The 23,239-nt window shown below is 34.5% G+C and carries 20 protein-coding genes and 1 riboswitch; of the genes, 8 read left to right on the top strand and 12 right to left on the bottom strand.

All coding sequences use genetic code 11. From position 1 onward, the window contains the following. Positions 1-262: 262 nt before the first annotated feature. Positions 263-1,654: a HAMP domain-containing sensor histidine kinase gene (locus NST60_RS19165; protein WP_341099985.1), complete on the bottom strand. Its 1,392-nt coding sequence runs from the start codon at positions 1,652-1,654 to the stop codon at positions 263-265. Beyond that, complete coding sequence (locus NST60_RS19160) at positions 1,651-2,334, bottom strand: response regulator transcription factor (protein ID WP_169188568.1); 684 nt, start codon at positions 2,332-2,334, stop codon at positions 1,651-1,653. Before NST60_RS19160 ends, NST60_RS19165 begins: the two co-directional genes overlap by 4 nt. A gap of 696 nt (positions 2,335-3,030) precedes the next feature. On the opposite strand from NST60_RS19160, the gene NST60_RS19155 reads away from it, so the two are divergent. The 6 genes from NST60_RS19155 (at position 3,031) to NST60_RS19130 (ending at position 12,504) form a co-directional block, all read left to right on the top strand. Beyond that, positions 3,031-3,213, top strand: coding sequence for an H-type small acid-soluble spore protein (locus tag NST60_RS19155; protein WP_040343659.1), 183 nt, complete (start codon positions 3,031-3,033; stop codon positions 3,211-3,213). A 115-nt stretch (positions 3,214-3,328) separates the two neighbouring features. Next, a riboswitch (SAM riboswitch) is annotated at positions 3,329-3,444 on the top strand. 132 nt (positions 3,445-3,576) lie between these two features. Further along, positions 3,577-4,698: a methionine biosynthesis PLP-dependent protein gene (locus NST60_RS19150; RefSeq protein WP_016203765.1), complete on the top strand. Its 1,122-nt coding sequence runs from the start codon at positions 3,577-3,579 to the stop codon at positions 4,696-4,698. Then, positions 4,695-5,864, top strand: a complete 1,170-nt coding sequence (metC, locus tag NST60_RS19145; RefSeq protein WP_016203764.1) for a cystathionine beta-lyase — start codon at positions 4,695-4,697, stop codon at positions 5,862-5,864. The genes NST60_RS19150 and metC overlap by 4 nt, the downstream gene beginning before the upstream one ends. Positions 5,865-5,876: 12 nt before the next feature. Beyond that, a complete protein-coding gene (locus NST60_RS19140; RefSeq protein ID WP_016203763.1) occupies positions 5,877-7,754 on the top strand; it encodes a bifunctional homocysteine S-methyltransferase/methylenetetrahydrofolate reductase in 1,878 nt (625 codons plus the stop codon). Continuing rightward, a complete protein-coding gene (metH, locus tag NST60_RS19135; RefSeq protein WP_341099984.1) occupies positions 7,732-11,190 on the top strand; it encodes a methionine synthase in 3,459 nt (1,152 codons plus the stop codon). Before NST60_RS19140 ends, metH begins: the two co-directional genes overlap by 23 nt. Before the next feature lie 528 nt (positions 11,191-11,718). Then, positions 11,719-12,504 (top strand): GNAT family N-acetyltransferase, encoded by a 786-nt coding sequence (locus NST60_RS19130; RefSeq protein WP_016203760.1) that lies wholly within the window; start codon positions 11,719-11,721, stop codon positions 12,502-12,504. 69 nt (positions 12,505-12,573) lie between these two features. Here the strand turns inward: NST60_RS19130 and NST60_RS19125 are convergent, their stop codons facing one another. From NST60_RS19125 to NST60_RS19100, 6 genes are all read right to left on the bottom strand, one after another. Then, the gene (locus NST60_RS19125) at positions 12,574-13,137 is read right to left on the bottom strand and encodes a hypothetical protein (protein ID WP_016203759.1); all 564 of its coding nucleotides are present in this window, start codon (positions 13,135-13,137) and stop codon (positions 12,574-12,576) included. 133 nt (positions 13,138-13,270) lie between these two features. Next, the gene (locus tag NST60_RS19120) at positions 13,271-13,978 is read right to left on the bottom strand and encodes an SGNH/GDSL hydrolase family protein (RefSeq protein ID WP_016203758.1); all 708 of its coding nucleotides are present in this window, start codon (positions 13,976-13,978) and stop codon (positions 13,271-13,273) included. Between the two features lie 179 nt (positions 13,979-14,157). Then, the gene (locus NST60_RS19115) at positions 14,158-15,777 is read right to left on the bottom strand and encodes an MDR family MFS transporter (protein ID WP_224427933.1); all 1,620 of its coding nucleotides are present in this window, start codon (positions 15,775-15,777) and stop codon (positions 14,158-14,160) included. Positions 15,778-15,805: 28 nt separating this feature from the next. Then, entirely contained in the window at positions 15,806-16,225 is a 420-nt protein-coding gene (locus NST60_RS19110; RefSeq protein ID WP_016203756.1) for a MarR family winged helix-turn-helix transcriptional regulator, read from the bottom strand. Positions 16,226-16,499: 274 nt separating this feature from the next. Then, positions 16,500-17,168 (bottom strand): GNAT family N-acetyltransferase, encoded by a 669-nt coding sequence (locus NST60_RS19105; RefSeq protein WP_016205344.1) that lies wholly within the window; start codon positions 17,166-17,168, stop codon positions 16,500-16,502. Between the two features lie 5 nt (positions 17,169-17,173). Beyond that, positions 17,174-18,043: a carbon-nitrogen hydrolase family protein gene (locus NST60_RS19100; RefSeq protein ID WP_328019516.1), complete on the bottom strand. Its 870-nt coding sequence runs from the start codon at positions 18,041-18,043 to the stop codon at positions 17,174-17,176. A 271-nt stretch (positions 18,044-18,314) separates the two neighbouring features. Here NST60_RS19100 and NST60_RS19095 point away from each other — a divergent pair, with 271 nt between their 5' ends. Then, positions 18,315-18,476: a hypothetical protein gene (locus tag NST60_RS19095; RefSeq protein ID WP_169188564.1), complete on the top strand. Its 162-nt coding sequence runs from the start codon at positions 18,315-18,317 to the stop codon at positions 18,474-18,476. A 205-nt stretch (positions 18,477-18,681) separates the two neighbouring features. On the opposite strand, the gene NST60_RS19090 is transcribed toward NST60_RS19095, so the two are convergent. The 4 genes from NST60_RS19090 to NST60_RS19075 all read right to left on the bottom strand — a co-directional run bounded on the left by NST60_RS19090 (position 18,682) and on the right by NST60_RS19075 (position 22,425). Then, positions 18,682-19,770, bottom strand: coding sequence for an acyl-CoA dehydrogenase family protein (locus NST60_RS19090; protein ID WP_169189672.1), 1,089 nt, complete (start codon positions 19,768-19,770; stop codon positions 18,682-18,684). Between the two features lie 161 nt (positions 19,771-19,931). Further along, positions 19,932-20,393 carry a DUF3231 family protein gene (locus NST60_RS19085; RefSeq protein WP_341099979.1) on the bottom strand — a complete coding sequence of 154 codons (462 nt, stop codon included), beginning with the start codon at positions 20,391-20,393 and terminating at the stop codon, positions 19,932-19,934. 16 nt (positions 20,394-20,409) lie between these two features. After that, on the bottom strand, positions 20,410-20,943 hold the full coding sequence (locus NST60_RS19080) for a DUF3231 family protein (protein ID WP_341099978.1): 534 nt from the start codon (positions 20,941-20,943) through the stop codon (positions 20,410-20,412). A gap of 63 nt (positions 20,944-21,006) precedes the next feature. Continuing rightward, positions 21,007-22,425 carry a phospholipase D-like domain-containing protein gene (locus NST60_RS19075; protein WP_328019513.1) on the bottom strand — a complete coding sequence of 473 codons (1,419 nt, stop codon included), beginning with the start codon at positions 22,423-22,425 and terminating at the stop codon, positions 21,007-21,009. Between the two features lie 181 nt (positions 22,426-22,606). Between NST60_RS19075 and plsY the strand changes: the two genes are divergently transcribed. Continuing rightward, positions 22,607-23,209 carry a glycerol-3-phosphate 1-O-acyltransferase PlsY gene (plsY, locus tag NST60_RS19070; RefSeq protein WP_328019511.1) on the top strand — a complete coding sequence of 201 codons (603 nt, stop codon included), beginning with the start codon at positions 22,607-22,609 and terminating at the stop codon, positions 23,207-23,209. Positions 23,210-23,239 lie beyond the last annotated feature (30 nt).

Below are 23,239 nucleotides of genomic sequence, written 5' to 3'. Positions count from 1 at the left end.
CCTTTGTTATTGCACAATACACCTTATAGTGAAAAAACTTTTTTAAAACGTTTACATTTCTATTCTATCATGGTTTAATTACGTCTTCAAAAGTTTTACACATATTTATGGTAAAAAAATTAAAAATATTTTTTATCGCCCCTATCTTCAGAAAAAAAACAATCTTACTAGTTAATCTTATGCAATAAATATCATTACATGACAAAGGAAAAAGGAAGTTCACTCCTTGTTTTTCTCAAGAGTAGACCTTCCTTTTTTCCTTCTATAGGTTAAAACGAACAATTACTTTTGTCCCTTGTCCAACCTTACTATTAATCTCGATCGTTCCTTTGTATAATCCGACAATTTTCTTCGCAATTGCTAAGCCAAGACCTGTTCCACCTTGCTCTCTACTCCTTGCTTTGTCTACGCGATAAAAACGATCGAATACTTTATCGATGTCTTCTTTTGGAATTCCGATTCCGTGGTCACTTATTTCTAGGACAAAATGATGGTCTGTTTCGTGTGTATGAAGAAAAATATTTTTTTCATGTAAAGAATATTTAACTGCATTATCAAGTAAAATGGTGGTAATTTGTTGTAAATGTTGTTCAGACACCTTATAAAGATGCAAAGAATCTAACTTCATCTCAAAGTTGAAATCCTGATGCAGCATCATAAAATCATGAATAGTATGTTCCAAAATCCATTTTACCCTTTCAGGAGTTAAGTCAGGATCTACTCTATTTTGTTCTAATTTTGATAAATCTAATAAACTTATAATTAGCTTTTTCAATCTAGCAACTTCCTCAGTAGATGCTTGTAATGACTCATTTAGAATATCTTGGTTGTTTTTTCCCCATCTATTTAACATGGATAGATGTCCTTCTAGGACTGAAACCGGAGTTCTCAGCTCATGGGAAGCGTCTTCAATAAATTGTTTTTGCTGCTGAAAAGATTGTTCAATTACATCCATCATCTCATTAAAAATAATCGTTAAATCAGAGATTTCGTCTTTTTGCGGATAGACTGGCATCCTTTCCTTAAAACCACTACTTTTAATTTTTTTCATCGTTTTCGTCATAGAATTCATAGGTTTTAATAATAAATAGGAAATAAAATAACCAATCAATGCACTTATTATCAAAGCAGCCACTGCAAACATCGTCATTGCAAATTGTAAATGTTCTCGAACTTTATCCAAAGATTCAAGCGACCTAATAATCTCGACTCTTCCGTTAAATGTTGGAGCTCGTACTTCTTTACTGTAAACTAAAGAGTTCTGGTCACCGATTGAAATATAATGAAATTGCTCATCATTATACATTTGATTAGGCTCTATAATAGGGAAATCTCCATTCATATCGGAAAGAATGGCATGTCCATCCTCATCTAATACACGGATAAGCTGATTATTATTATTTAATTTTTCTAATAAAGAAACATTATCAGTAAGCTCTTCATCCGTGAAATCTTTATCTTGTACACTCAATTGCTGGACTACCTGCTCCATTGCTTGTTTTACATCGGTTTCTTCCTGATTTAATAACCAAGAAGAAACCGTATGAAATTCAAAAAATGAAAAAATAGAATAAGTTAAAAAAATGCAAAAGGATAATCCGAGTGTTAACTTCCACTTCCAAGGTAAAAGAGATATTTTTTTTATAAATTTCATCTCATCACATATCCTATTCCTCTGACCGTTTCGATATATACTTCTTGTCCAGTTGGATCAAGTTTATTTCTTAGATACCTGACATACACATCAATCACATTTGTTTCCACTTCAGATTCATAGCCCCAAATTTTTTCTAATAAGATATCTCTCGATAAGACAATATTAATATTCGTCATAAACATATAAAGTAAATCATACTCTCTTTTCGTTAAAGATAGAATCTCTTCACCTTTCTTGGCAATATGGGATTCTACTTCAAGTGTTATATCCTTATAAGTCAGCTTCGTCATTGTTTGATTGGAAGAATTTATTTGTGGATCTATTCGGCGAAATAAAGCACGTAATCTAGCAAGCAGCTCTTCGATTGCAAAAGGCTTAACTAAATAATCGTCAGCTCCACTATCTAGACCAGATACTCTGTCTAGAACACTATCACGTGCAGTTATCATTAATATAGGGGTATTTTTTGTTTGGCGGAGCCTTCTGCATACTTCCATTCCATTTAATTCAGGCAGCATTAAATCTAGTAAAATGATGTCCCAATCTTCCTCTAATGCTTTTTGTAAACCACTTCTACCATCTGAACAAACTTCTGTTTTATATCCTTCATACGTTAATTCTAATTCAATAAATCTCGATAGATTTTTTTCATCTTCAATAATCAAAATTTTTTTCATTATACCACGCTCTCTATTAAACATAGGCAGCGTTATAAGCGGTATGTTGAAATTTAATTTTAAAAAATTTCAACAAAACTGCTTTAACTTGCCTAAAGATATTGTTATTTTATCATGTTAGAAGCTTGATATACAAAATTTGTTCCTACTCTTTTGAAAACATTGAATCCATAATGGCATGTGCCATTTCTACAAATTGAAATCCGAATAAGGATGCAGCAGTTATAGAACTAAATACAATCATTGCGATGCGAAGAAAATGCATATTTCATCTCTCCTTTATTTTGAACTTTGGCTGTGGTATTAACTATATTTTTTAATAATACCCAATTCTTAGCCTATTTTAAGCAATTATTTTTCCTGTTAAGATAACAAGTTTAATTAGTTTTCCAATATGGTTAAGTGAATAAAACAAATAGTATACCTCCTATTCTAAAAAAGCATGAAAGTAACATTAAAATTTAATGAGAAGAAAAAATTGGGCATAAAATTTAAGAAATATACCCATTATAAAGATAGAACTCCTTTCGCTCTATAGACTAATATGGAAAAGCTCGGTTTAAGAAAAATATATTATTTTTAAGATAGGTTTGTTTAAATTGTTGCTTTTCATTATTATTCAAAATCGAGTAGAATGAGTATTTACTTAAAATGAATGGATTAAAATGGGGATTAGTTAGTTTAGGAGGACTTACATTGAATATTGGAAGAGCAATTGAAATTATGAATGCTGCGGATATTGTGGATGTTAGTTATCAAGGTGAAAAGATAATTATCCAGAATGTAGATGAAAAAACAAAAAAAGCAAGAATTTACACAAAAGCAAAGCCAGATTATGAGTTGGAAGTCGATGTCTATCAACTTATTGAAGAAATCTAAGTGTATATTCTTTTTATTTATAATAAGAAGAATATAGAATCTTTTCAGAAATAACAAAATAATTGTTGCCAACTGGTAAAATATATAGTAAATTAATATTCAATTACATAAGTAATTCTTATCAAGAGAGGTAGAGGGAATGGCCCGAAGAAACCTCAGCAACCTTCAGTATTCTATTACATACTGAAAAGGTGCTAATTCCATCAAGCATAAAGGCTTGAAAGATAAGAAGAATGACCATTAAATAATCAAAGTCTTCTTCTTATTAACGAAGAAGACTTTTTTCATGTCATTTTTCTTCTCTTCTTGATTTGTATGGATTACATAAATAAATTCACATTATGAGAATAGGAGAGTTATAGAATGTATAGTTTAGAGACAAAATTAGCACAAATTGGAAATCGAAGTGAAAAAACAACTGGAGCAGTAAACCCACCTGTTTATTTCTCAACTGCTTATCGTCATGCTGGAATTGGGGAATCAACTGGCTATGATTACACTCGTACTGGAAATCCCACTCGAGAAATTTTAGAAAAGGCAATTGCCGATTTAGAAGATGGAGATCGCGGCTTTGCATGTAGCTCCGGAATGGCTGCTATCCAAACAATTCTTTCGCTTTTCCAAAGCGGTGATGAATGGATTATTTCAAAGGATTTATATGGTGGTACCTATCGTTTGTTAGAACAAGGATATAAAAAATGGGGTCTTCGATGTACGTACGTTACTACCTCAGATACAGATACTTTACGTGCGGCAATTTCCCCTAATACAAAAGCAATCTTCCTTGAAACTCCTACTAATCCATTAATGGAACAAACGGATATTTCAGAAGTGGCTTCCATCGCTAAAGAACACGGTATTCTACTTATTGTAGATAATACTTTCTATACTCCAATCATTCAACAGCCTATTCGCTTAGGGGCTGATATTGTTATCCACAGTGCGACAAAATATTTAGGTGGACATAATGATGTTCTTGCCGGTCTTATCGTTGCTAAAGGAGAAGCATTATGTAATGAACTTGCTTTACATCATAATTCTGCGGGAGCTGTTTTAAGTCCCTTCGATTCTTGGTTATTAATGAGAGGCATGAAAACATTAGCATTAAGAATGGAAAAACATGAGGAAAATGCTAAAATTTTATGTTCCTTCCTTAAAGAACATGATGCTGTTGTTGATGTTCTCTATCCTGGTCGCGGTGGTATGATTTCCTTTAGAATTCAACATGAATCATGGGTAAATCCATTTTTACAAAATTTAACGTTAATCTCCTTTGCTGAAAGCTTGGGTGGTGTAGAGAGTTTTATCACATACCCTGCTACCCAAACCCATGCCGACATTCCATTAGAAGTTCGATTAGAGACTGGCGTTGATAACCGTTTATTACGTTTTTCTGTCGGCATTGAAAATGCAAATGATTTAATTAAAGATTTAGATAAAGCATTTTCCATTGCAAAGGGAATCGCTAAGGAGGTAACAATATGAGCACACCATATACATTTGAAACAAAATTACTACACAATAAGCATAAATTTGATCCGGAAACTGGAGCAGTTAGCGTGCCAATTCAGCACGCTTCTACCTTCCATCAAAAGGATATAGAAACGTTTGGAAAATACGATTATAGCAGAAGCTTAAATCCGACGAGAGAAGCTGTGGAAGAAGTCGTTGCAGAACTCGAAGAAGGCACACACGGCTTTGCCTTTTCTTCTGGAATGGCTGCTATCTCTACTGCTTTCCTATTATTATCACAAGGAGACCATGTCGTTATTTCGGAAGACGTTTATGGAGGAACGTACCGTATGGTCACAACGGTATTAAATCGCTTTGGTATTGACCATACATTTGTAGATATGACCAACTTAGCAGAAGTAGAAGCGGCTGTTTTGCCTAATACAAAAGTATTTTATGTTGAAACCCCTTCTAACCCATTATTAAAAGTAACCGATATTGAAGCAATAAGCTTACTCGCCAAAAAATACAATGCCTGGACCTTTGTAGACAATACTTTTTTAACACCCGCCTTACAAAAACCATTAACACTCGGTGCAGATGTAGTCCTACATAGTGCTACTAAATTCTTATCAGGCCATAGTGATGTTATTGCTGGAGTTGCGGTAGTTAAAGATGCAGACCTTGCCAAACAAATTGGCTATTTACAAAATTCTTTTGGTGCGGTTCTTGGCGTACAGGATTGTTGGTTATTGTTAAGAGGAATAAAGACATTGCACGTACGCATGAAGCATTCATGTGATGGCGCAAAAATCATTGCAGAACATTTACAGAACCATCCATGCATTAAGAAAGTTCATTACCCAGGTTTTGAAGACCATCCTCAATATGCGATTCAAAGAAAACAAGCGTTAAATGCAGGGGCTGTTTTTTCCTTTGAATTGCATTCAGAAGAGGCAATGCGCACATTTGTTGAAAATGTAAAACTTCCTGTATTTGCAGTTAGTCTTGGTGCTGTAGAGTCAATCCTTTCGTATCCTGCTAAAATGTCCCATGCTGCAATGGACCCTGCTGCAAGAGCAGAAAGAGGGATTACTGACTCCCTTCTTCGCCTATCAGTTGGATTGGAAAATCCACAAGATTTAATCAATGACTTTGATACAGCCCTAAAAAAGACGGCAGCGCTACATTATATTTAATGGAGGATTATGATGAGTTTTCTTGATAGACTAAAAAATGAAATTTTAATAGCCGACGGTGCGATGGGTACCCTCCTCTACTCCTATGGAAAGGACACATGCTTTGAAGCATTAAATCTTTCGCATCATGAACAAATTCAACATATTCATCAAGCATATATCCATGCAGGGGCAGATATTATTCAAACAAATACATATGCTGCCAACTATTTAAAACTACAAAGATATGGGCTTGAAGATAACGTAAAGGAAATAAACAGTGCTGCCGTTAAAATTGCCAAACAAGCAGCAACAACTAATAAGGTCAATATTTTAGGAACAATCGGCGGGAACAGAGGGATGAAGCCACAAGCTATTAGTTTGGAAGAACTAAAGAGAAGTTTTCGTGAACAGCTTTACTGTTTGTTACTAGAAGGGGTCGATGGGATTCTACTAGAAACATTTTATGATTTGGAAGAATTAGAAACGGTTCTACAAATTACTAAAAAAGAAACAGATCTTCCAGTCATTGCCCAAGTTTCGATTCATGAAATAGGCATTTTACAAAATCAATCCTCCCTTTCTTCTGCGTTTGATAGACTAGAAAATTTGGGAGCAGATGTGATTGGCCTAAATTGCAGATTAGGTCCCCATCATATGATTGCATCACTCGAACAGATACCATTACCAAAGCATGCCTATTTATCGGCCTATCCAAATGCTAGTTTGCCAACTTATATTGACGGAAAATTCGAATATAAAGATAATGCAGAATATTTCCGAAAATCTGCTGAAGAATTTAGAAAGCAAGGTGTTCGCCTTTTAGGAGGTTGCTGTGGGACAACGCCAGAACATATTAAAAATTTTGCGGAAGCATTAAAAGATGCTGTCCCTATTACTGAAAAAGCAATTCCATCTAATGCTAATGCACCACGAGTTGAATCTATTCTTCTTAACTCTCCTCCCCTGCGGGAATATACACCTTTGGAGGAGATTGCTAAAGAAAGAGCTTCTGTTATCGTAGAATTAGATCCACCAAGAAAATTAGACACAACACGCTTCTTTGAAGGCGCAAAAAAACTAAAAGAAGAAGGCATTGATGCTATTACACTTGCAGACAATAGCTTAGCGTCTGCTCGTATATCCAATACAGCTATTGGTACATTAGTAAAACAAAATATCGGTCTTCGTCCCCTCATTCATATTGCCTGTCGTGATCGCAACATGATTGGATTACAATCTCATTTAATGGGGTTGCACACACTGGGACTCCAAGATGTATTAGCAATAACAGGAGATCCAGCTCGAGTTGGAGATTTCCCTGGTGCATCTTCTGTTTATGACATGACTTCTTTTGATTTAATCTCGATGATTAAGCAATTAAATGAAGGACTCTCCTTTTCTGGAAAAAATCTAGGTCAAAAAACAGCTTTTTCTGTCTCTGCAGCCTTTAATCCAAATGTTCGGCAAGTAGATAAAGCAGTGAAAAGACTAGAGAAAAAAATAGAATGTGGTGCTGATTACATTATCACTCAGCCTATTTATTCAGAAGAAAAAATAATCGAATTATATGAAGCTACTAAGCATATCGACAAGCCTATTTATATTGGTTTAATGCCTTTAACAAGCAGCAATAATGCAGAATTTCTCCATAACGAAGTACCTGGAATAAAGATAGACGATTCGATTCGTCAAACAATGGCAAATTTAAAAGATAACCCAGAACAAGCAACACAAGAAGGTTTGAAAATTACAAAGTCGCTAATCGATACTGCAGCCACCTACTTCAATGGTATCTACTTAATAACACCATTTTTGCGATATGAGCTTTCAGTAGAATTGGCGCGCTATACGAAAAGACGAACTGCAGCAACTAGGAGGACAACTAATGCCACAAACTTCATTAGCTGAAAAACTTAAACAAAAAATCTTAATAATGGACGGCGCAATGGGTACAATGCTCCAACGAGAAGATTTAACAGCAGACGATTTTGGAGGAGAAGAATTAGAAGGTTGTAATGAAAATCTTAATCTAACAAAACCAGATATTATTACGAAAATCCATGAAGCCTATCTTAAAGCCGGTGCAGATATTATTGAAACAAATACATTCGGTGCTACGAAGATTGTCCTAGATGAATACCATCTAGGGCATCTTGCTTACAAACTTAATGTTACGGCAGCAAAACTCGCCAAAGACGCGGTCAGAAAATATTCTACTCCTGAATGGCCAAGATTCATTGCTGGAGCAATGGGTCCGACAACGAAAACATTAAGTGTCACTGGTGGAGCCACATTCGAAGAGCTTATTGCTTCTTATGAAGAGCAAGCAATAGGATTAATCGATGGAGGTGTAGATATCCTTCTTCTCGAAACTAGTCAGGATATGTTAAATGTAAAGGCGGGTTTCCTCGGAATTAAACAGGCGTTTGCAAAGACAGGTAAAGAACTTCCATTGATGATTTCTGGGACCATTGAACCGATGGGTACTACACTTGCGGGCCAGTCGATTGAAGCCTTTTATATTTCTGTTGAACATATGAATCCTATCGCAATCGGTTTAAACTGTGCAACTGGTCCCGAGTTTATGCAAGATCACATTCGTTCCCTGTCAGGCCTCTCTAAGTTTGCTGTTAGCTGCTACCCAAACGCTGGCTTACCTGATGAAGAAGGTCATTATCATGAGACGGCTTCCTCTCTTGCAAATAAATTAAGCGGTTTTGCTGAAGAGGGCTGGCTAAATATCGTCGGTGGTTGCTGTGGAACTACCCCTGAGCATATTCAAGCAATTGCAGAGAAAATGAAGGAAATTGCCCCTCGAACAGTCGCTGAAACCACCTATCATATGGTTTCAGGAATTGAGCCTTTTATATATGATGATCCTACATTAAGACCAATTATGGTTGGCGAACGTACGAATGTCATTGGTTCTCGGAAATTTAAACGATTAATACAAGAAGGAAAATACGAAGAAGCATCTGAAATTGCAAGAGCCCAAGTAAAAGGCGGAGCCCATGTTATCGATATATGTTTAGCTGATCCTGACAGAGATGAGCTACAGGACATGGAACATTTTATGAAAGAAGTTGTGAAAAAAGTAAAGGTTCCACTCGTCATTGACTCTACTGATGAAAAAGTAATCGAAAAAGCTCTCTCCTATTCGCAAGGGAAAGCAATCATCAACAGCATTAACCTAGAGGATGGCGAAGAAAGGTTTCAAGCAATTGCCCCTCTCATCCACAAATATGGAGCCTCGGTTGTTGTAGGAACGATTGATGAAGATGGTATGGGAGTTACCGCAGAAAAGAAGCTGCAAATCGCAAAACGATCCTATGATTTATTAACCAAGAAATATAAGATTAGTGGTCAAGATATTATTTTTGATCCGCTTGTGTTCCCTGTAGGTACTGGAGACGAGCAATACATTGGATCTGCTTTAGCAACAGTGGAAGGTATTAAACAAATTAAGGAAGCTTGTCCAGATGTTCAGACCATTCTTGGAATAAGTAATGTCTCTTTTGGTCTCCCTCCTGTCGGTCGTGAAATATTAAACAGTGTCTTTCTTTACCACTGTACACAAGCTGGATTAGACTATGCCATCGTTAATACAGAAAAGCTGGAAAGATTTGCGTCTATTAGTAAAGAAGAAATTGAATTAGCTGAAAAGCTATTATTTGAAACAACAGATGAAACGTTAGCTGTTTTTACGGATTTCTACCGGGGTAAGAAGAAAGAAAAAATAAATTCTCTTGAAAATTTAACCTTAGATGAACGATTAGCCTATTATGTCGTTGAAGGAACAAAAGAAGGATTACTTGATGATTTAGCAATCGCGCTCACCACTTACAGTGCGCCACTAGATATTATTAATGGTCCGTTAATGAATGGAATGAAGGAAGTTGGCCGTTTATTTAATGATAATCAATTAATCGTAGCAGAAGTTTTGCAAAGCGCAGAAGTAATGAAAACCGCCGTTTCTTTTTTAGAAGGCTACATGGATAAAAATGTTTCTTCATCCACAAAGGGAAAAGTTATCTTAGCAACCGTTAAAGGAGATGTTCATGATATTGGCAAAAATCTCGTCGACATCATTCTCTCAAACAACGGTTATGAAGTGATTGATCTAGGAATTAAGGTTCCGCCAGCAGAGTTAGTTTCCGCTATCAAAAAGGAACAGCCAAACATTGTCGGTTTATCAGGCCTCCTTGTTAAATCTGCACAACAGATGGTGTTAACAGCAGCAGATATGAAACAAGCTGGTATCGACGTCCCTATCTTAGTTGGTGGAGCAGCATTATCAAGAAAATTTACCGATACAAAAATCTCACGAGAATATGATGGACTGGTATTATACGCAAAAGATGCCATGAATGGTTTATCCCTTGCTAATCAGCTAACCAATCAAGAAGAATTCTCTTTGCTTAAACAAGAGCATGAAAAAAAGAAGCAAACTCTTTTAGCAATGCCGACAAAAGATTATGTAAAACCCGTTATCACAGGAATTAAAAGAAAAACAATTGATCCAAAAGCCCCTGTCTTTGTACCTCAGGATACAAAGAAGCATATAGTAACGAATTATACAATTGGGCATATCAAACCATATATTAATAAGCAAATGCTATTAGGTCACCATTTGGGGTTAAAAGGTAAAATTGACGTTTTATTAAAGCAGAAAGATGAAAAAGCGGTCCAATTAAACGATATGATTGAACAACTTTTATTAGAAGCAGAACAAAATAACTGGATACTGCCAAAAGCGGTTTATCGCTTCTACCCTGCTCAATCAGATGGCAATAAAATATATATATATGATCCAGACGATGTTTCTAAACGACTAGAAACTTTTGATTTTCCAAGACAAGAAAGAGAACCATATCTTTGTCTAGCAGACTATTTAAAACCTATAGATAGTGGTGTTATGGATTATGTTGCTTTTTTTGCAGTTACAGCAGGTACTGGAATCCGACAAGCAGCAGAACAATTAAAGCGTGATGGAAGATTTCTCGAATCACACGCCCTGCAATCACTTGCATTAGAAACAGCGGAGGGCCTTGCAGAATTTATTCATCGTCAGATTAGAGATAGATGGGGATTCCCTGATCCAACAAACTTTACTATGAAGGAACGCTTTGCAGCAAAATATCAAGGACAAAGATTTTCATTTGGGTACCCTGCTTGTCCTGAATTAGAAGATCAGAAAAAACTGTTTGGGTTACTTTCACCTGAAGATATTGGAATAATTTTGTCAGAAGAGTGTATGATGGAACCAGAAGCCTCTGTTTCTGCAATGGTATTTGCCCATCCAGATGCACGTTATTTTAATGTGTTATCTAGTTCTCTTAGTTAATAAAATTTAGTTCCATATTATTATAGTTAAAATGCAATCCAGCTGCTTTTATTCAGCTGGATTGTTTATTTAATTAGGTTGGGAAGTAAATTCAATGTTTTTGACTTTTAAATATTGCTTTCATTCCCTTGATGAACGCCAGTTTTCTTGCTTCTACTTTCAAATGCGGTGTTCATTCCTTTGATGAACGCCAGTTTTCTTGCTTCTACTTTCAAATGTGGCTTTCATCCCCTTGATGAACACCAGTTTTCTTGCTCCTACTTTCAAATGTGGTTTTCATTCCTTTGATGAACGCCAGTTTTCTTGCTTCTACTTTCAAATGTGGTTTTCATTCCTTTGATGAACACCAGTTTTCGTGTTTCTACTTTTATCTTTTAGCAAAACTGTATATTCTCTTTCATTCTCGATGCTTAGTAAAATACTTATAATTGGTGTCCAACAATAAATTTATTCAAATCTATTTATATTTCCAATATTATGATAAACTTACAATTAATTATTTCAAAGAATCGAAAGAAGGTTGTATACATGATTCGTGAACTTACAGAAAAAGATCATGCTAATGTGATGAAATTTTTACTACAAGACCCTTCCATTAACCTTTTTATCATTGGAGATATTGAAGCATTTGGCTATCATTCTCCATTCCAAAAGCTTTGGGGAGAATTTCATGATGGGGACATAAAAGCTGTACTACTTAAGTATTTTGAAAGCTATATATTTTACTGCAAAGACAAAAATCATTTTGATTCAGAGGCTTTTGCAGCGATAATGCAGTCAAATACTAATCCAGTAACGTTATCAGGGAAAGCAGACCTAGTTGAGAAATTTGAAAAACTGCCTAATCTAGCATTAGGGAAGAAACGAGTAACTTATTTCGCTCAATGCGAAACAAAAAGAGAAATACAAATAACGGAAACAATTAATAAAGCTACTATTGCTGATATTGACAGAATTGTTGTATTACAACATTCTATTGATGAATTTAACACAACAGTCGAAACAAAAAATATGCTAAAAAAAGCAATTGAATCAAAAACAGGTCGAACTTATTTTCTTGAAAATAATCAAGGTGACATTATTTCAACGGTCTCTACTACTGCAGAAAATTCCCAATCAGCTATGATTGTCGGTGTATGTACGCATAAAGATTATCGGAATCAAGGTTTAGCAAGTAAACTAATGACAGCCCTAGTTAATGATGTATTAGACGAAAAACAATATGTTTGCTTGTTTTATGATAATCCTGCTGCTGGTAAAATTTATAAGAATGTTGGGTTCATGGATATGGGATTATGGACAATGTATCGTTAATTATTTTTTCTGCGTCATGAAAACTAAAAAAGCATATCAATTTTCATTGATATGCTTCCGCCTTCTCGCTTACTTAAGCAACAATTCTAAATCAGTAAATAGCGCTACAATTTTCTGCAATTGTCTCCATTCTTTTGATTGCAAATTTGCTAAATCAACCGTATAGGTAGAGTTAACCGTAACCAATCTAGCGGTACATTTAACAGAATCTATTCCTAGTAGCTCATCTTCCCAATTCCAAATTTTCAATCGGTATAAGTCCATCTTTAAGATATCATATTCTTCTGGCTCCATTTTATTAAAAACTGGCGGAATGACAATCGGAAATTGACTCCATTCTTGAATTAAATAATTTCGAAGATCAAAATCGATATGAATACTAAAAGAATGCTCTTGATTTACCTTATATTCCACAATTAGCTTCGTAATTTCTTTATCTGGATGAATTGATACTAAATCATCATAAACCTCGAATAAGTCTTTTTTCCGAGAAAGGACAGACTTTATGGAGGACATTGAAATAGGTGTGTCTTCCTCTCCTAAAAAACTATTTAATTCATTATAAATAGTGGAAAGGCTTGTTGGTCCTTTTTGTTGTAAAACATCAATTATTTTTTCATATAATGTGCTCATCTGTATTTCCTCCACTATCTTAATCGACGTATTGATGACTGCTTGTCCCTTTATGATATAGCATATTCCAAAGATATTCCATAGCTAGTTTTTTTGAAAGGAATAGCACCGGTACTTTATAACAAAAAGATCATTAAGATAATTGTTCTTTTTGTCCTCCCGTTAAACGGAGCATTTCCTCAAAAATAAAAGCACTCATTTTTTTATAGCCTTCTGAATTTAAATGAATTCCATCATCACTAATAAAATCAGAAACATCTCCAGCCTTGTTAAGCGCTGAGCGAACATCAATACTAGGAAGATTTAATTGGTCAATTAATTTATTCAAATGTAAATTGTATAGACTATGCCAATGTTCAATTCCTCCACAACAACTAATCCAATGACTAATCGTGGTTCCATATCTATCTGCAATAAATTTATAATATCTAACAGGATCAAGTGGTGGTAAAGTTAACAAAATCGGCGTGATATTTGATTGCTTCATTTTTGTTACCATCTGACCGATGTTTTCGATATATTGACTAATTGGCACAATTGGGTCATGGTTTTTATCAGGATTCTCAGCTACTTCCTGCCATTTAAAATTGCAATCATTTCCACCTACATTTAACAAGACATAATTCGGCTTCTCAGAAAGAACATCCTTTTCCAATCGCTTTATTAACAAATCAGAATTATCATTAAATACACCTTTATTTAAGACAATTGTATCCTCTGGATTATTTACTGAAAATAATTTTTCAAGAAAAGCGGGATAATTGTCTTTGATAATTCTTACCCTACCTTTTACAAATGAGACACCTCTTGTTAAGCTATCTCCAAAACAAATAATTTTCATTTAACATCCCTACTTTTTTTCATTCAATTACTATACTTTATTATAACAGAAAAAAGGTTGTGCGAGAAAACTTCTGATTGTAACAAAATATCCACAATAATAGTTTCTCCCCCATTATTCTACATAAAATAAGAAGGCTGTCTCCCAGAATTTTGGAAAACAGCCAATTTAGTATGTCTTTATGAATTTTGTCTATCAAGAACGATATCTTCTTCCTTCTCTCCTTCAGGAGAAGCTTGGTTTGATGTACGTAGTGGAATTTCCTTTAAGAAAAACACTAATAAAAAGGCAACAACTAATACGATCGTTCCAGTTAAGAATACAGTTGATAATGTATCACCTAACGCATCTCTAATTCCCTGAATCATTTGCGCAAATATCGGTTGAACATCTGCTGGAAGGTTTGCTTCTGTTTGTTCAAGTAATGGTTTATTCATTAAAGCTTGTGGATTGGCAAAACCAACGATTTGCTCTGTCACTTTTGGATCCAATGTTGCCAAATCCTTCACCACAGGCGAATTTTGCATCGTGTCTTGTAAGTTTGTTTTTAAATTGTTAGCCATAACCGTTCCCATCACGGCAATACCAATTGTACCACCTAAGTTACGGAATAACTGAGTAGAAGCCGTTACTACTCCTAACTCTTTATGAGAAACCGCATTTTGTGTAGCAATTGAAAATACTGGCATACCAATACCAAGACCTAATCCAAAGACAATCATACTTAAAATCGCCATAGGAACACTGTTCATAAAGATCATAATTGCCATACCAGCAATCATAGTTGGTACTCCAATTAATGCAAAGCGTTTATATTTCCCAGTTTTTGAAATTAACTGACCAATAATTGTACTGGAGATAACCATAACGATGGACATTGGCATCGTTACATAACCAGCGTAAGTAGGTGAAATACCTAGTACACCTTGAACAAAGAAAGATAGATATATCATAGCCCCCATCATTCCAAAGTTCATAATAAAACCAATAAGATTAGAAACTGTCACGATATTATTTTTAAAAAGATGTAAAGGTAATATTGGATTTTTCGCTTTCTTTTCTACAAAAACAAAGACAAAGGCGAAAACAATACTAGTAGCAATTAAGCCTAAAATTTGTGCAGAACCCCATGCATACTCTGTTCCTGCCCATGAGAAAGCTAATAATAGTGGAACAATAGCAACCGTCATAAATAAGGATCCTAAATAGTCAATACTTTGTTTTCCAGTTCCCTCTACTTTAGGGAATAATACCGTAATCATACCAAAAGCAATAATACCGATTGGTAAGAAGATCCAGAATAACCAATGCCAATCTAGATGATCAACTAAATATCCCCCTAGAAGAGGCCCAAGTACGCTGGAGAAGCCAAATACGGCTGTTAATAAGCCCATCCATTTACCACGTTCTCGTGGCGGAAATAAATCTCCAACTGCTGTAAAGGCAGAAGATTGAATAATACCAGCACCAATCCCCTGGATACCACGATATGCAATAAATTGGAATACATCATTGGAAGTACCTGTTAAGAAAGCACCAACCATAAATAATAAGATTCCGATTAATAAGAAAGGCTTACGTCCATACATATCAGACAGCTTTCCAACTAGGACAGTAGCTATTGTAGATGTAAGCATGTAAATATTTATTGTCCATGTATAATAGTCCATGCCATCTAAAATGGAAATAATTTTTGGCATTGCAGTACTAACAATTGTTTGGTTAATCGCTGCAAAAAACATCGCTGCCATAATGGCAATCATAATTGATAATTTTTTCTTTTGTGTTAAATGTTCCATTGCATTCTCTCTTTTCTTTATGAAATTGTTAAAAGTTCTCGTTTAATAATGTAAAGATTCGTTTCAAGTGTTGAATATCTTCTTCTGTCAGTTTGCGAAAATGTTCTTTCATTTTATTCTGCTGCTCTTTTTTCATATTATTTACTATATTTCTTCCCTTTTCTGTAATGGTAATATTAACTACCCTGCGATCTGATTGAGATCGCACTTTTGTTATATAGTCATCGGCAAGTAATTGATCTGTAATACTAGTTACCGCAGCATTTGTAATGTGCACGCTTTTGGCAAGATCGGAAACATTTTGAGCTCCTTCTTTATCAAGATGAAAGAGTAATTTATATTGAGTAATATTTAAATCATTGCTATTTTTGTTAAATTCACTTGTGATATTTTTGATAAATGTGCCAAACATTGCTGCAACTTCAAAAAGCTCTTCGCCATTCCGCACTTATCCCCCATCCTTTCCTAAACATTTTACTAATTAATATTTAAGTAGTTAACTATTAAGCACTTAATAATATAGAACTAAATTAATTACATGTCAATCATTATTTTTCGTTCCTTTATAATTTTATTATTTCGAGTAGATTGAAAACTATTTCCAACATTGGTTACTAGGCAAAATACCGATATTCGCAAAATCCAAATAAAAATATGCCTTACTTAGCTATTGATAATTCCAGTAATATCAAATAGCTAAGTAAGGCATTTTTGCTAGATATTTAATTTTGCTGGAATGGGTTATTCCATTCCATTAAAACAGCATAATTCAATGAATCTTCATCTTCTAAATAATTTGGCAATACAGTAACTGGCATTCTGCCACATCGTAACAGAAAAGAAATAACAGGATCTTTTATATGTCCTGACATAACCTCTTTCAAATAGGCATCTGCGGTAAGGTCTTTAGCATATTTTTTATAGCCTGGCATTCTACCGCCACCAAGCAATCGATCCAAGCCTAATTCTATGACTAAATAGTAGGTGCTTTGCATGAGAACTTTTCCTAGACCAAGTTTTCGGAATTTAGGTCGAATGCTAATATCTACAACATATAATGCATTTCCTTGTTCATCATGTGTTGAGATATATCCATTATTTGTTATGTCCTCCCATGTATGAATAGGAGTCTTAGAATCATAAGAGACACGCAGACAGGTTAAAGAACCAGCAAGTTCTCCACTAACTTCCACACAAATTGCTCCTTCTGGAAAATGGGCAAGATGACTGGATAATTGCTCAACATTCCACCATAATTCTTCTGGAAAAGGCGCTGGAAAACATTCTGATTGAATAGCAATTAATTCTTTAAAATCTTTTTCCTGATAATTTCTTACAGTACAACAAATTGGAATATCAGCATCATAAAGAAAAAATTCACTGTGGATCACATTCCTCATCCTTCCACAGTCGAATTCCAATCAGGATATAGATCTGTTCTTCTATCTCTCCAAGTTGTTACAGAGCCTTTCTCTCTTACTTCATATAATAAAGAAAGATCTAAGTCTGCAGTGACAACCATATCATTATTAAGTTCACCCTCGACAAGTATTCCTTGTGGAGGAAATGGAATATCGTTTGGCGTAATAACAGCTGCCTGCCCAAAATTTGCACGCATAAAGTCTACGTTTGTTAGTGTACCGACTGTTCCTGTTACAACTACATAAACCTGGTTTTCAATTGCTCTTGCATGACAAGTATAACGGACACGATGAAAACCATGGCGGTCATCTGTACAAGAAGGACAAAAAATAACATCTGCTCCTTTTGCTTTTGCCATGCGAACAATTTCTGGAAATTCAATGTCATAACATGTGAGGATCGCGACTTTTCCTTTTTCTGTATCAAATATGCGGAAAGAATCACCTTTTTCCATATTCCATTCATAAACCTCTGTAGGCGTAATATGAAGCTTTGCCTGTTCTTCTATTCTGCCATCTGGATAAAACAGATGAGCTACATTATACAATTTATCTTCTCTGCGAATAACATGAGTTCCACCGATAATATGCATGCCGGTTTGAACAGCAAATGATCTAAACAAATCCTGATATTGTTCAGTAAATCCAGGTAATTCATTTATTGTTAAAGCGTTATTTTCATCGCCCATGGATAAAAGCTGCGTCGTAAAAAATTCAGGAAATAAAACAAATTCCGCGCCAAATTCAAGGGCTGTTCGAACGTAATGCTCACATTGTTTTGCAAATTCTTCAAAGGACTTAATGTTTTCCAACTTGTACTGTACGGCAGAAACTCTTATTTTCATTTTCCATCTCCCTTTATAGTGGTATTTTATATCTCTCTACGGGTAAAAACACTTCATTATATAAGAAGAGTCCTTTTAATAAAATAATTATTCAAAATATGATTATGCGTTATTTCTGTTAATTTTTCAATCGTTTCGTGTTATTTTGTTTATTGCTATTTTCTTCTTATAATTATGTTCTTAAAAGTACAAATGTTCATATTATTTATGATAATACATTGTTTGGATTGCAAGAAAAAAAGGAAGAGAGGGATAAGGAGGGAAATTTACTATGGCAGTTGTTATTTATGCAATTCTATTTTTTATTTTACTAGAAGAGCTAGTAGTCTTAGGGGTAAAAAGATACATAAACGGTGCTTTTCGAATAGAAACTTATTTCCTAAGCCTTTACAGAAAGTATAGAATGAAAGCTAATTTGAAAAAGGCTAGTTAATCCATTTTCATCATTTTGGATTAACTAGTAATGAATGAATGATTAATTAAATAATAATATCGAAAAAAATTAAAAATCGTAGTCAAATGGCCTCTATTTATCCAACTCTAAAAGGGCAGTAAACCCCTCATTTTCTTTATAGCATGTGATTTGACTACGATTATACATGATTGCTTTTAAAAACAATCATTTTTTATTATGTTTATTAAAATTGATTTAAAGATTTAACGGCAAGTTGTTCGATTGTCATATCATCCATTGGTGGGTTATGTAATCCAGCTCGCACATCTCGATAGTATCGTTGCAGTGGACTTTTGGCGGACAAACTACGTGCGCCGACGATGCGCATGGCAATATCTACTACTTCGATTGCTGTATTCGTTACAACTAATTTTACAGCACTTAATTCTGGGAGTAATTGAAATTGTTGTTCCTTGTCTGATTCATCCCATTTTTTACTAACGGAATATAAAAAGTGTTTGGCAGTTTGCATTTTCAATTCGATTTCACCAATTTTTGTTCGTACGCTTGGAATGTCACTAATGGTCCCTTTGATGCTATTAGGAGAATAATTTTTTGCAAAAGCGACTGCTTCTTTTTGTGCTGCACCTGCAATTCCCAGATAGCATGCTGGAATGTGCAAAAGCCACGGATTGACTTTTTTTCGTTTTTCTAATTTTTCTACAAAATAACGAGCGGGAATTTCTACTTCTTCAAAATATACATCATTACTACCAGTCCCTCTTAAAGCAATGCTATCCCAAGTGTTTTCAATGCGAATCCCATCTCTTTCTTTAGGAATAAGAAAATTCCCAACATCCTCTGTATCCTTAATGGATGCCGTAACGAGAAAATAATCTAAAACTGGTGACATCGTGGTAAAAGATTTATGTCCATTTATAACCCAATTTTCGCCTTTCTTTTCTGCTATTGTTTGTGGTTTTCCACCTCTTGTTGGACTTCCTGTTTGTGGTTCTGTTGCAGCTCCATTTATTAAAGCACCATTTAGCAATGGCTGATACACCTCTTTTAGCATATCCTTATCCCAGTTTGCCTCATAAATATTTCGAACAACTCCCATATGCCAGCCAATCGATAAAGCAGTTGAACCATCCCCTTGAGCAATCACTTCTTGTAGCCTAACTAATTCATATAAAGACAGTTCTTGTCCGCCATACTTTTTAGGTATTGTTAAACTGGTGTAACCAGATTCCTGTAATTCTTTAATATTTTCAAAAGGAAAAGATGCATTTTCATCCACTTCCTTCGCTCTTTCCGAAAATTTTTTACTCATTTCAGACAGTTCTGTTAATCTATTCGTAAAATTTGTTTCCGATCTAAAAAATCCAGTCACTATAGCGCATCTCCCTTACAAGTTCATCTATAAGGTAATCATAGCACTATTTCCAATTATTGATAAGTAAAATGCAATGGACATATTATACAAGAAAATCTTTATTTTTTATTAATGATATTTTTGCGATTTTCCATTCCTGGCGGCTCTTCCGTATATCCTTTTTTCGCCATTAGTTCCGCTCCCTGTACACCATAATCATAAATATTCGTAATAAGTGGAATTAAAGTAGCTGACAGGTCTTTACGCAAACTAAATGTTGTTCCAATAGCGTTACTACCAAGTCCGAAACTACAGAATAAACTAATACAATACAGCATTAATTTATCAGAAAAAGGAGCAATCGTTGAAACAGTTGGACTTCCTACCCAAGCTAGCGGTATTTGAATATCATCATCCATCAATTTCTTGGAAAGCTTCGTAATAATCTTTTTCGAAAGTTCTTTTCCTTGCGTAAAGAACTTTTTCAGCTCAGGATCTTTTGTTACTTGGGCAAAACCAGTAATTAATTGTTGACCAATACTATTACTTTCAATCGATTGATAAAGAAAGGAAACTTCCACTGTATTTAAGACTCTTTTATTGCCAAATATATTGGTACCTTTTAAATATTGAGTATTTACTACCATATCCACTTGCTCTGGCATCGAAACTTGGGGAGGACAGCTTAATGAATGCCCCTTTTTCAATTAATAGTTCTGTACATTCCTCGTAACAATGCTGCGTCGTAGCAGATAATTCTTGGAATAAACGGATAATATCTTTCCGATAAGATCTTGCCAAATGGATAGCATGTAGCCCCATTCCAATTTCTGCTAATATTCGCATTATTTGTAATGCGAATGTCGGCTGAAACAAAGGTGGAGCCTGTTTATTTACATCTTGTTCAGAAAACCCGTTTGGAACAACTGCTCCTTCTGCTTGCAAAATCGCTTCTATTTTCTTTATCTCTTTGGATAATCTATTTAAATGGCTTTCATAAAAATTTTGTTCTTTCTTATCTTCATTAACAGCATGAAAATATTCAACCATACGAAGAAACATTGTTTTTTCTTGATAAGTCATCCATAGTGTCGCAAGCTCCGATGAAGTTAAAATCTCTTTTTGTTTCATGATGTTCCCTCCTATAATAGATATTACTATTATTTCAAAACCACAAAAAATTATGAGTGGAATTTAATAGGTCGTAAACCATAAAAAGCCTTGCAGACGATAGATAATATAACGAAATAAGGGTAGATTGCTTTTTGTATCTACATCCTTAGTAAATTCTGCACCATCATTTGTCCACAATTTTTGAAAATACGCTTTTGTATCTTTCATTACTTTTGTGTCTTTACTAGCGATTATTTTAATATCTGTTTCTAAGTTAAAATCATAAAGATTTCTTCGAGTAAGATTTGCTGAACCATTAACAATCGTATTTTCGCTTTTTCTTTCTATCAACATTAGTTTCGGATGAAACTGCTCTTTTCCAGTGTTGTACCATTTTATATGAATGTATTTTTCTGCTTGCGCTTTTCTTAGCTCTGCCGCAACTGGAATATTTGGAAATCCAGCTTTTTTATTTCCAAATGAATTTTGATTTGGGTCTAATACTAAATAAATATTTACCTCTCTTTGAGCTGATGCTTTTATTTCATCCATTACTTTTCGATCTGCTAAATAAAGCATCCCGATCCAAATCGAATCGCTTTTCTTTGTATTCTTGATTTCTTTTAACACATGCCTGCCTATTTTTCCTTCCGTTAATATTTGAATTTTAACTTCTTCATTTGATTCTTCCTGCATTTTTATCCGAGGAAGATTTAGCGCTTCATTCAATCTGCCTGTACTTTCTTCACTTTGAAGCAGATCGTTAATAATATTTCCGTGTACTTTAAAAGCAATATTTGAGTGATATCCGCTAGCATTATGAATATTTCCACTCGATACAATCGCTGATTTCTCGGTAATTACTAGTTTTCGATGGTTCGCTTTGACATTTAATAATTCTAAATACGATAAAGTAGTAACCTTTGGAGCACTGTTAGCAAGTAAATTTGGTAGATGACCATCACCGCGTGTTTTTACCCATTGTCCAAACATTCGCCAAAAACCAGAATAGAGCGGATTAGAATCTCGTAAAGCTTTGACATCTGTTTCGATCACTTTTACCCCGGCATCCTTTAACTTATTAAATTCCTCTGAATTATAGGAACCATACACGGTATTTATTTTATCTGTTAGAAATACAATATCGATAGAGGGCATTTCTTGTTTTTTCTTTATTAAAACTTCTGTAAATTTTTCAACTAATCGTGGATATTCTTGGTCCTTATTTGTGTCTTTATTAAATAAAAACATATCGATTACAATAAATTTATTCGCATTTTGTACCTCTTTTATCATAGAATCGACTATTTCATGTTTCACTATTCTTTCATTTTGCTTATTTTTATACGTTAGATCTGTCAAAAGCTCTACATCCTCTACTTGATGAATATCTCCTTCTATTGACATTCCATTTGGTAGAGATTTTTTTAAATGATAGTAAATCGTAGCACTATAGACAATGATAAAAAGAATAAATAAAATAAGGATTATTCGTTTCATCTTTTACCCCCATTCACTTTTCTCTCCGATTTATAATTTGCTATTATATCTCTATATCTCATTAGCTTTACCGATTAAAGGAAGAATATATGGATTATTTTTTGAAAAAATGATGAGATTTAGCAATTACATGGTACAATATAAAAGCAAATAGTATACATAAGTGAAGGAGAATACGAAATTGATTATTGGACTATTAATTATACTAGCTTATTTAATTGGCTCAATTCCTTCTGGACTAATTATAGGCAAAGCTTTCTATAATATAGATATCCGTGAACATGGTAGTGGAAATTTAGGTGGAACAAATACATTCCGAGTTCTTGGCAAAAAAGCAGGCTTCGCAGTAACAATTTCCGATATACTTAAAGGGACAATCGCTACGGTATTACCTCTTATTGTTACGCTTATTTGGAATATCGATGTAGACATAAATCCTCTAGTAATTGGTGTTTTTGCTGTAATTGGTCATATGTATCCAGTATTCGCTGGCTTTAAGGGCGGGAAAGCAGTTGCTACATCGGCAGGAATCCTACTCGGACACGAACCGCTTTTATTCCTTATCATAATAGCTATCTTCTTTATTACACTCTATTTATCCAAATATGTTTCATTGTCTTCCATGATTGCAGGAATTGCCGGTTTAATTTATTCGCTGATACTCTGGGACGATAAATTATTAATCTTGATTCTTGCAATCCTCACTATTTTTGTCGTTTATAGACACCGCGCAAATATTAAACGAATCATTAATAAAACCGAACCAAAAGTAAGCTGGCTATAAAAAGCAAAAAAAGACCAATTTCGGTCTTTT

It is taken from the genome of Niallia sp. FSL W8-1348, assembly GCF_038006745.1.
Taxonomy (GTDB): domain Bacteria; phylum Bacillota; class Bacilli; order Bacillales; family Cytobacillaceae; genus Niallia; species Niallia alba.
This window is presented reverse-complemented; position numbering and strand designations above follow the sequence as displayed.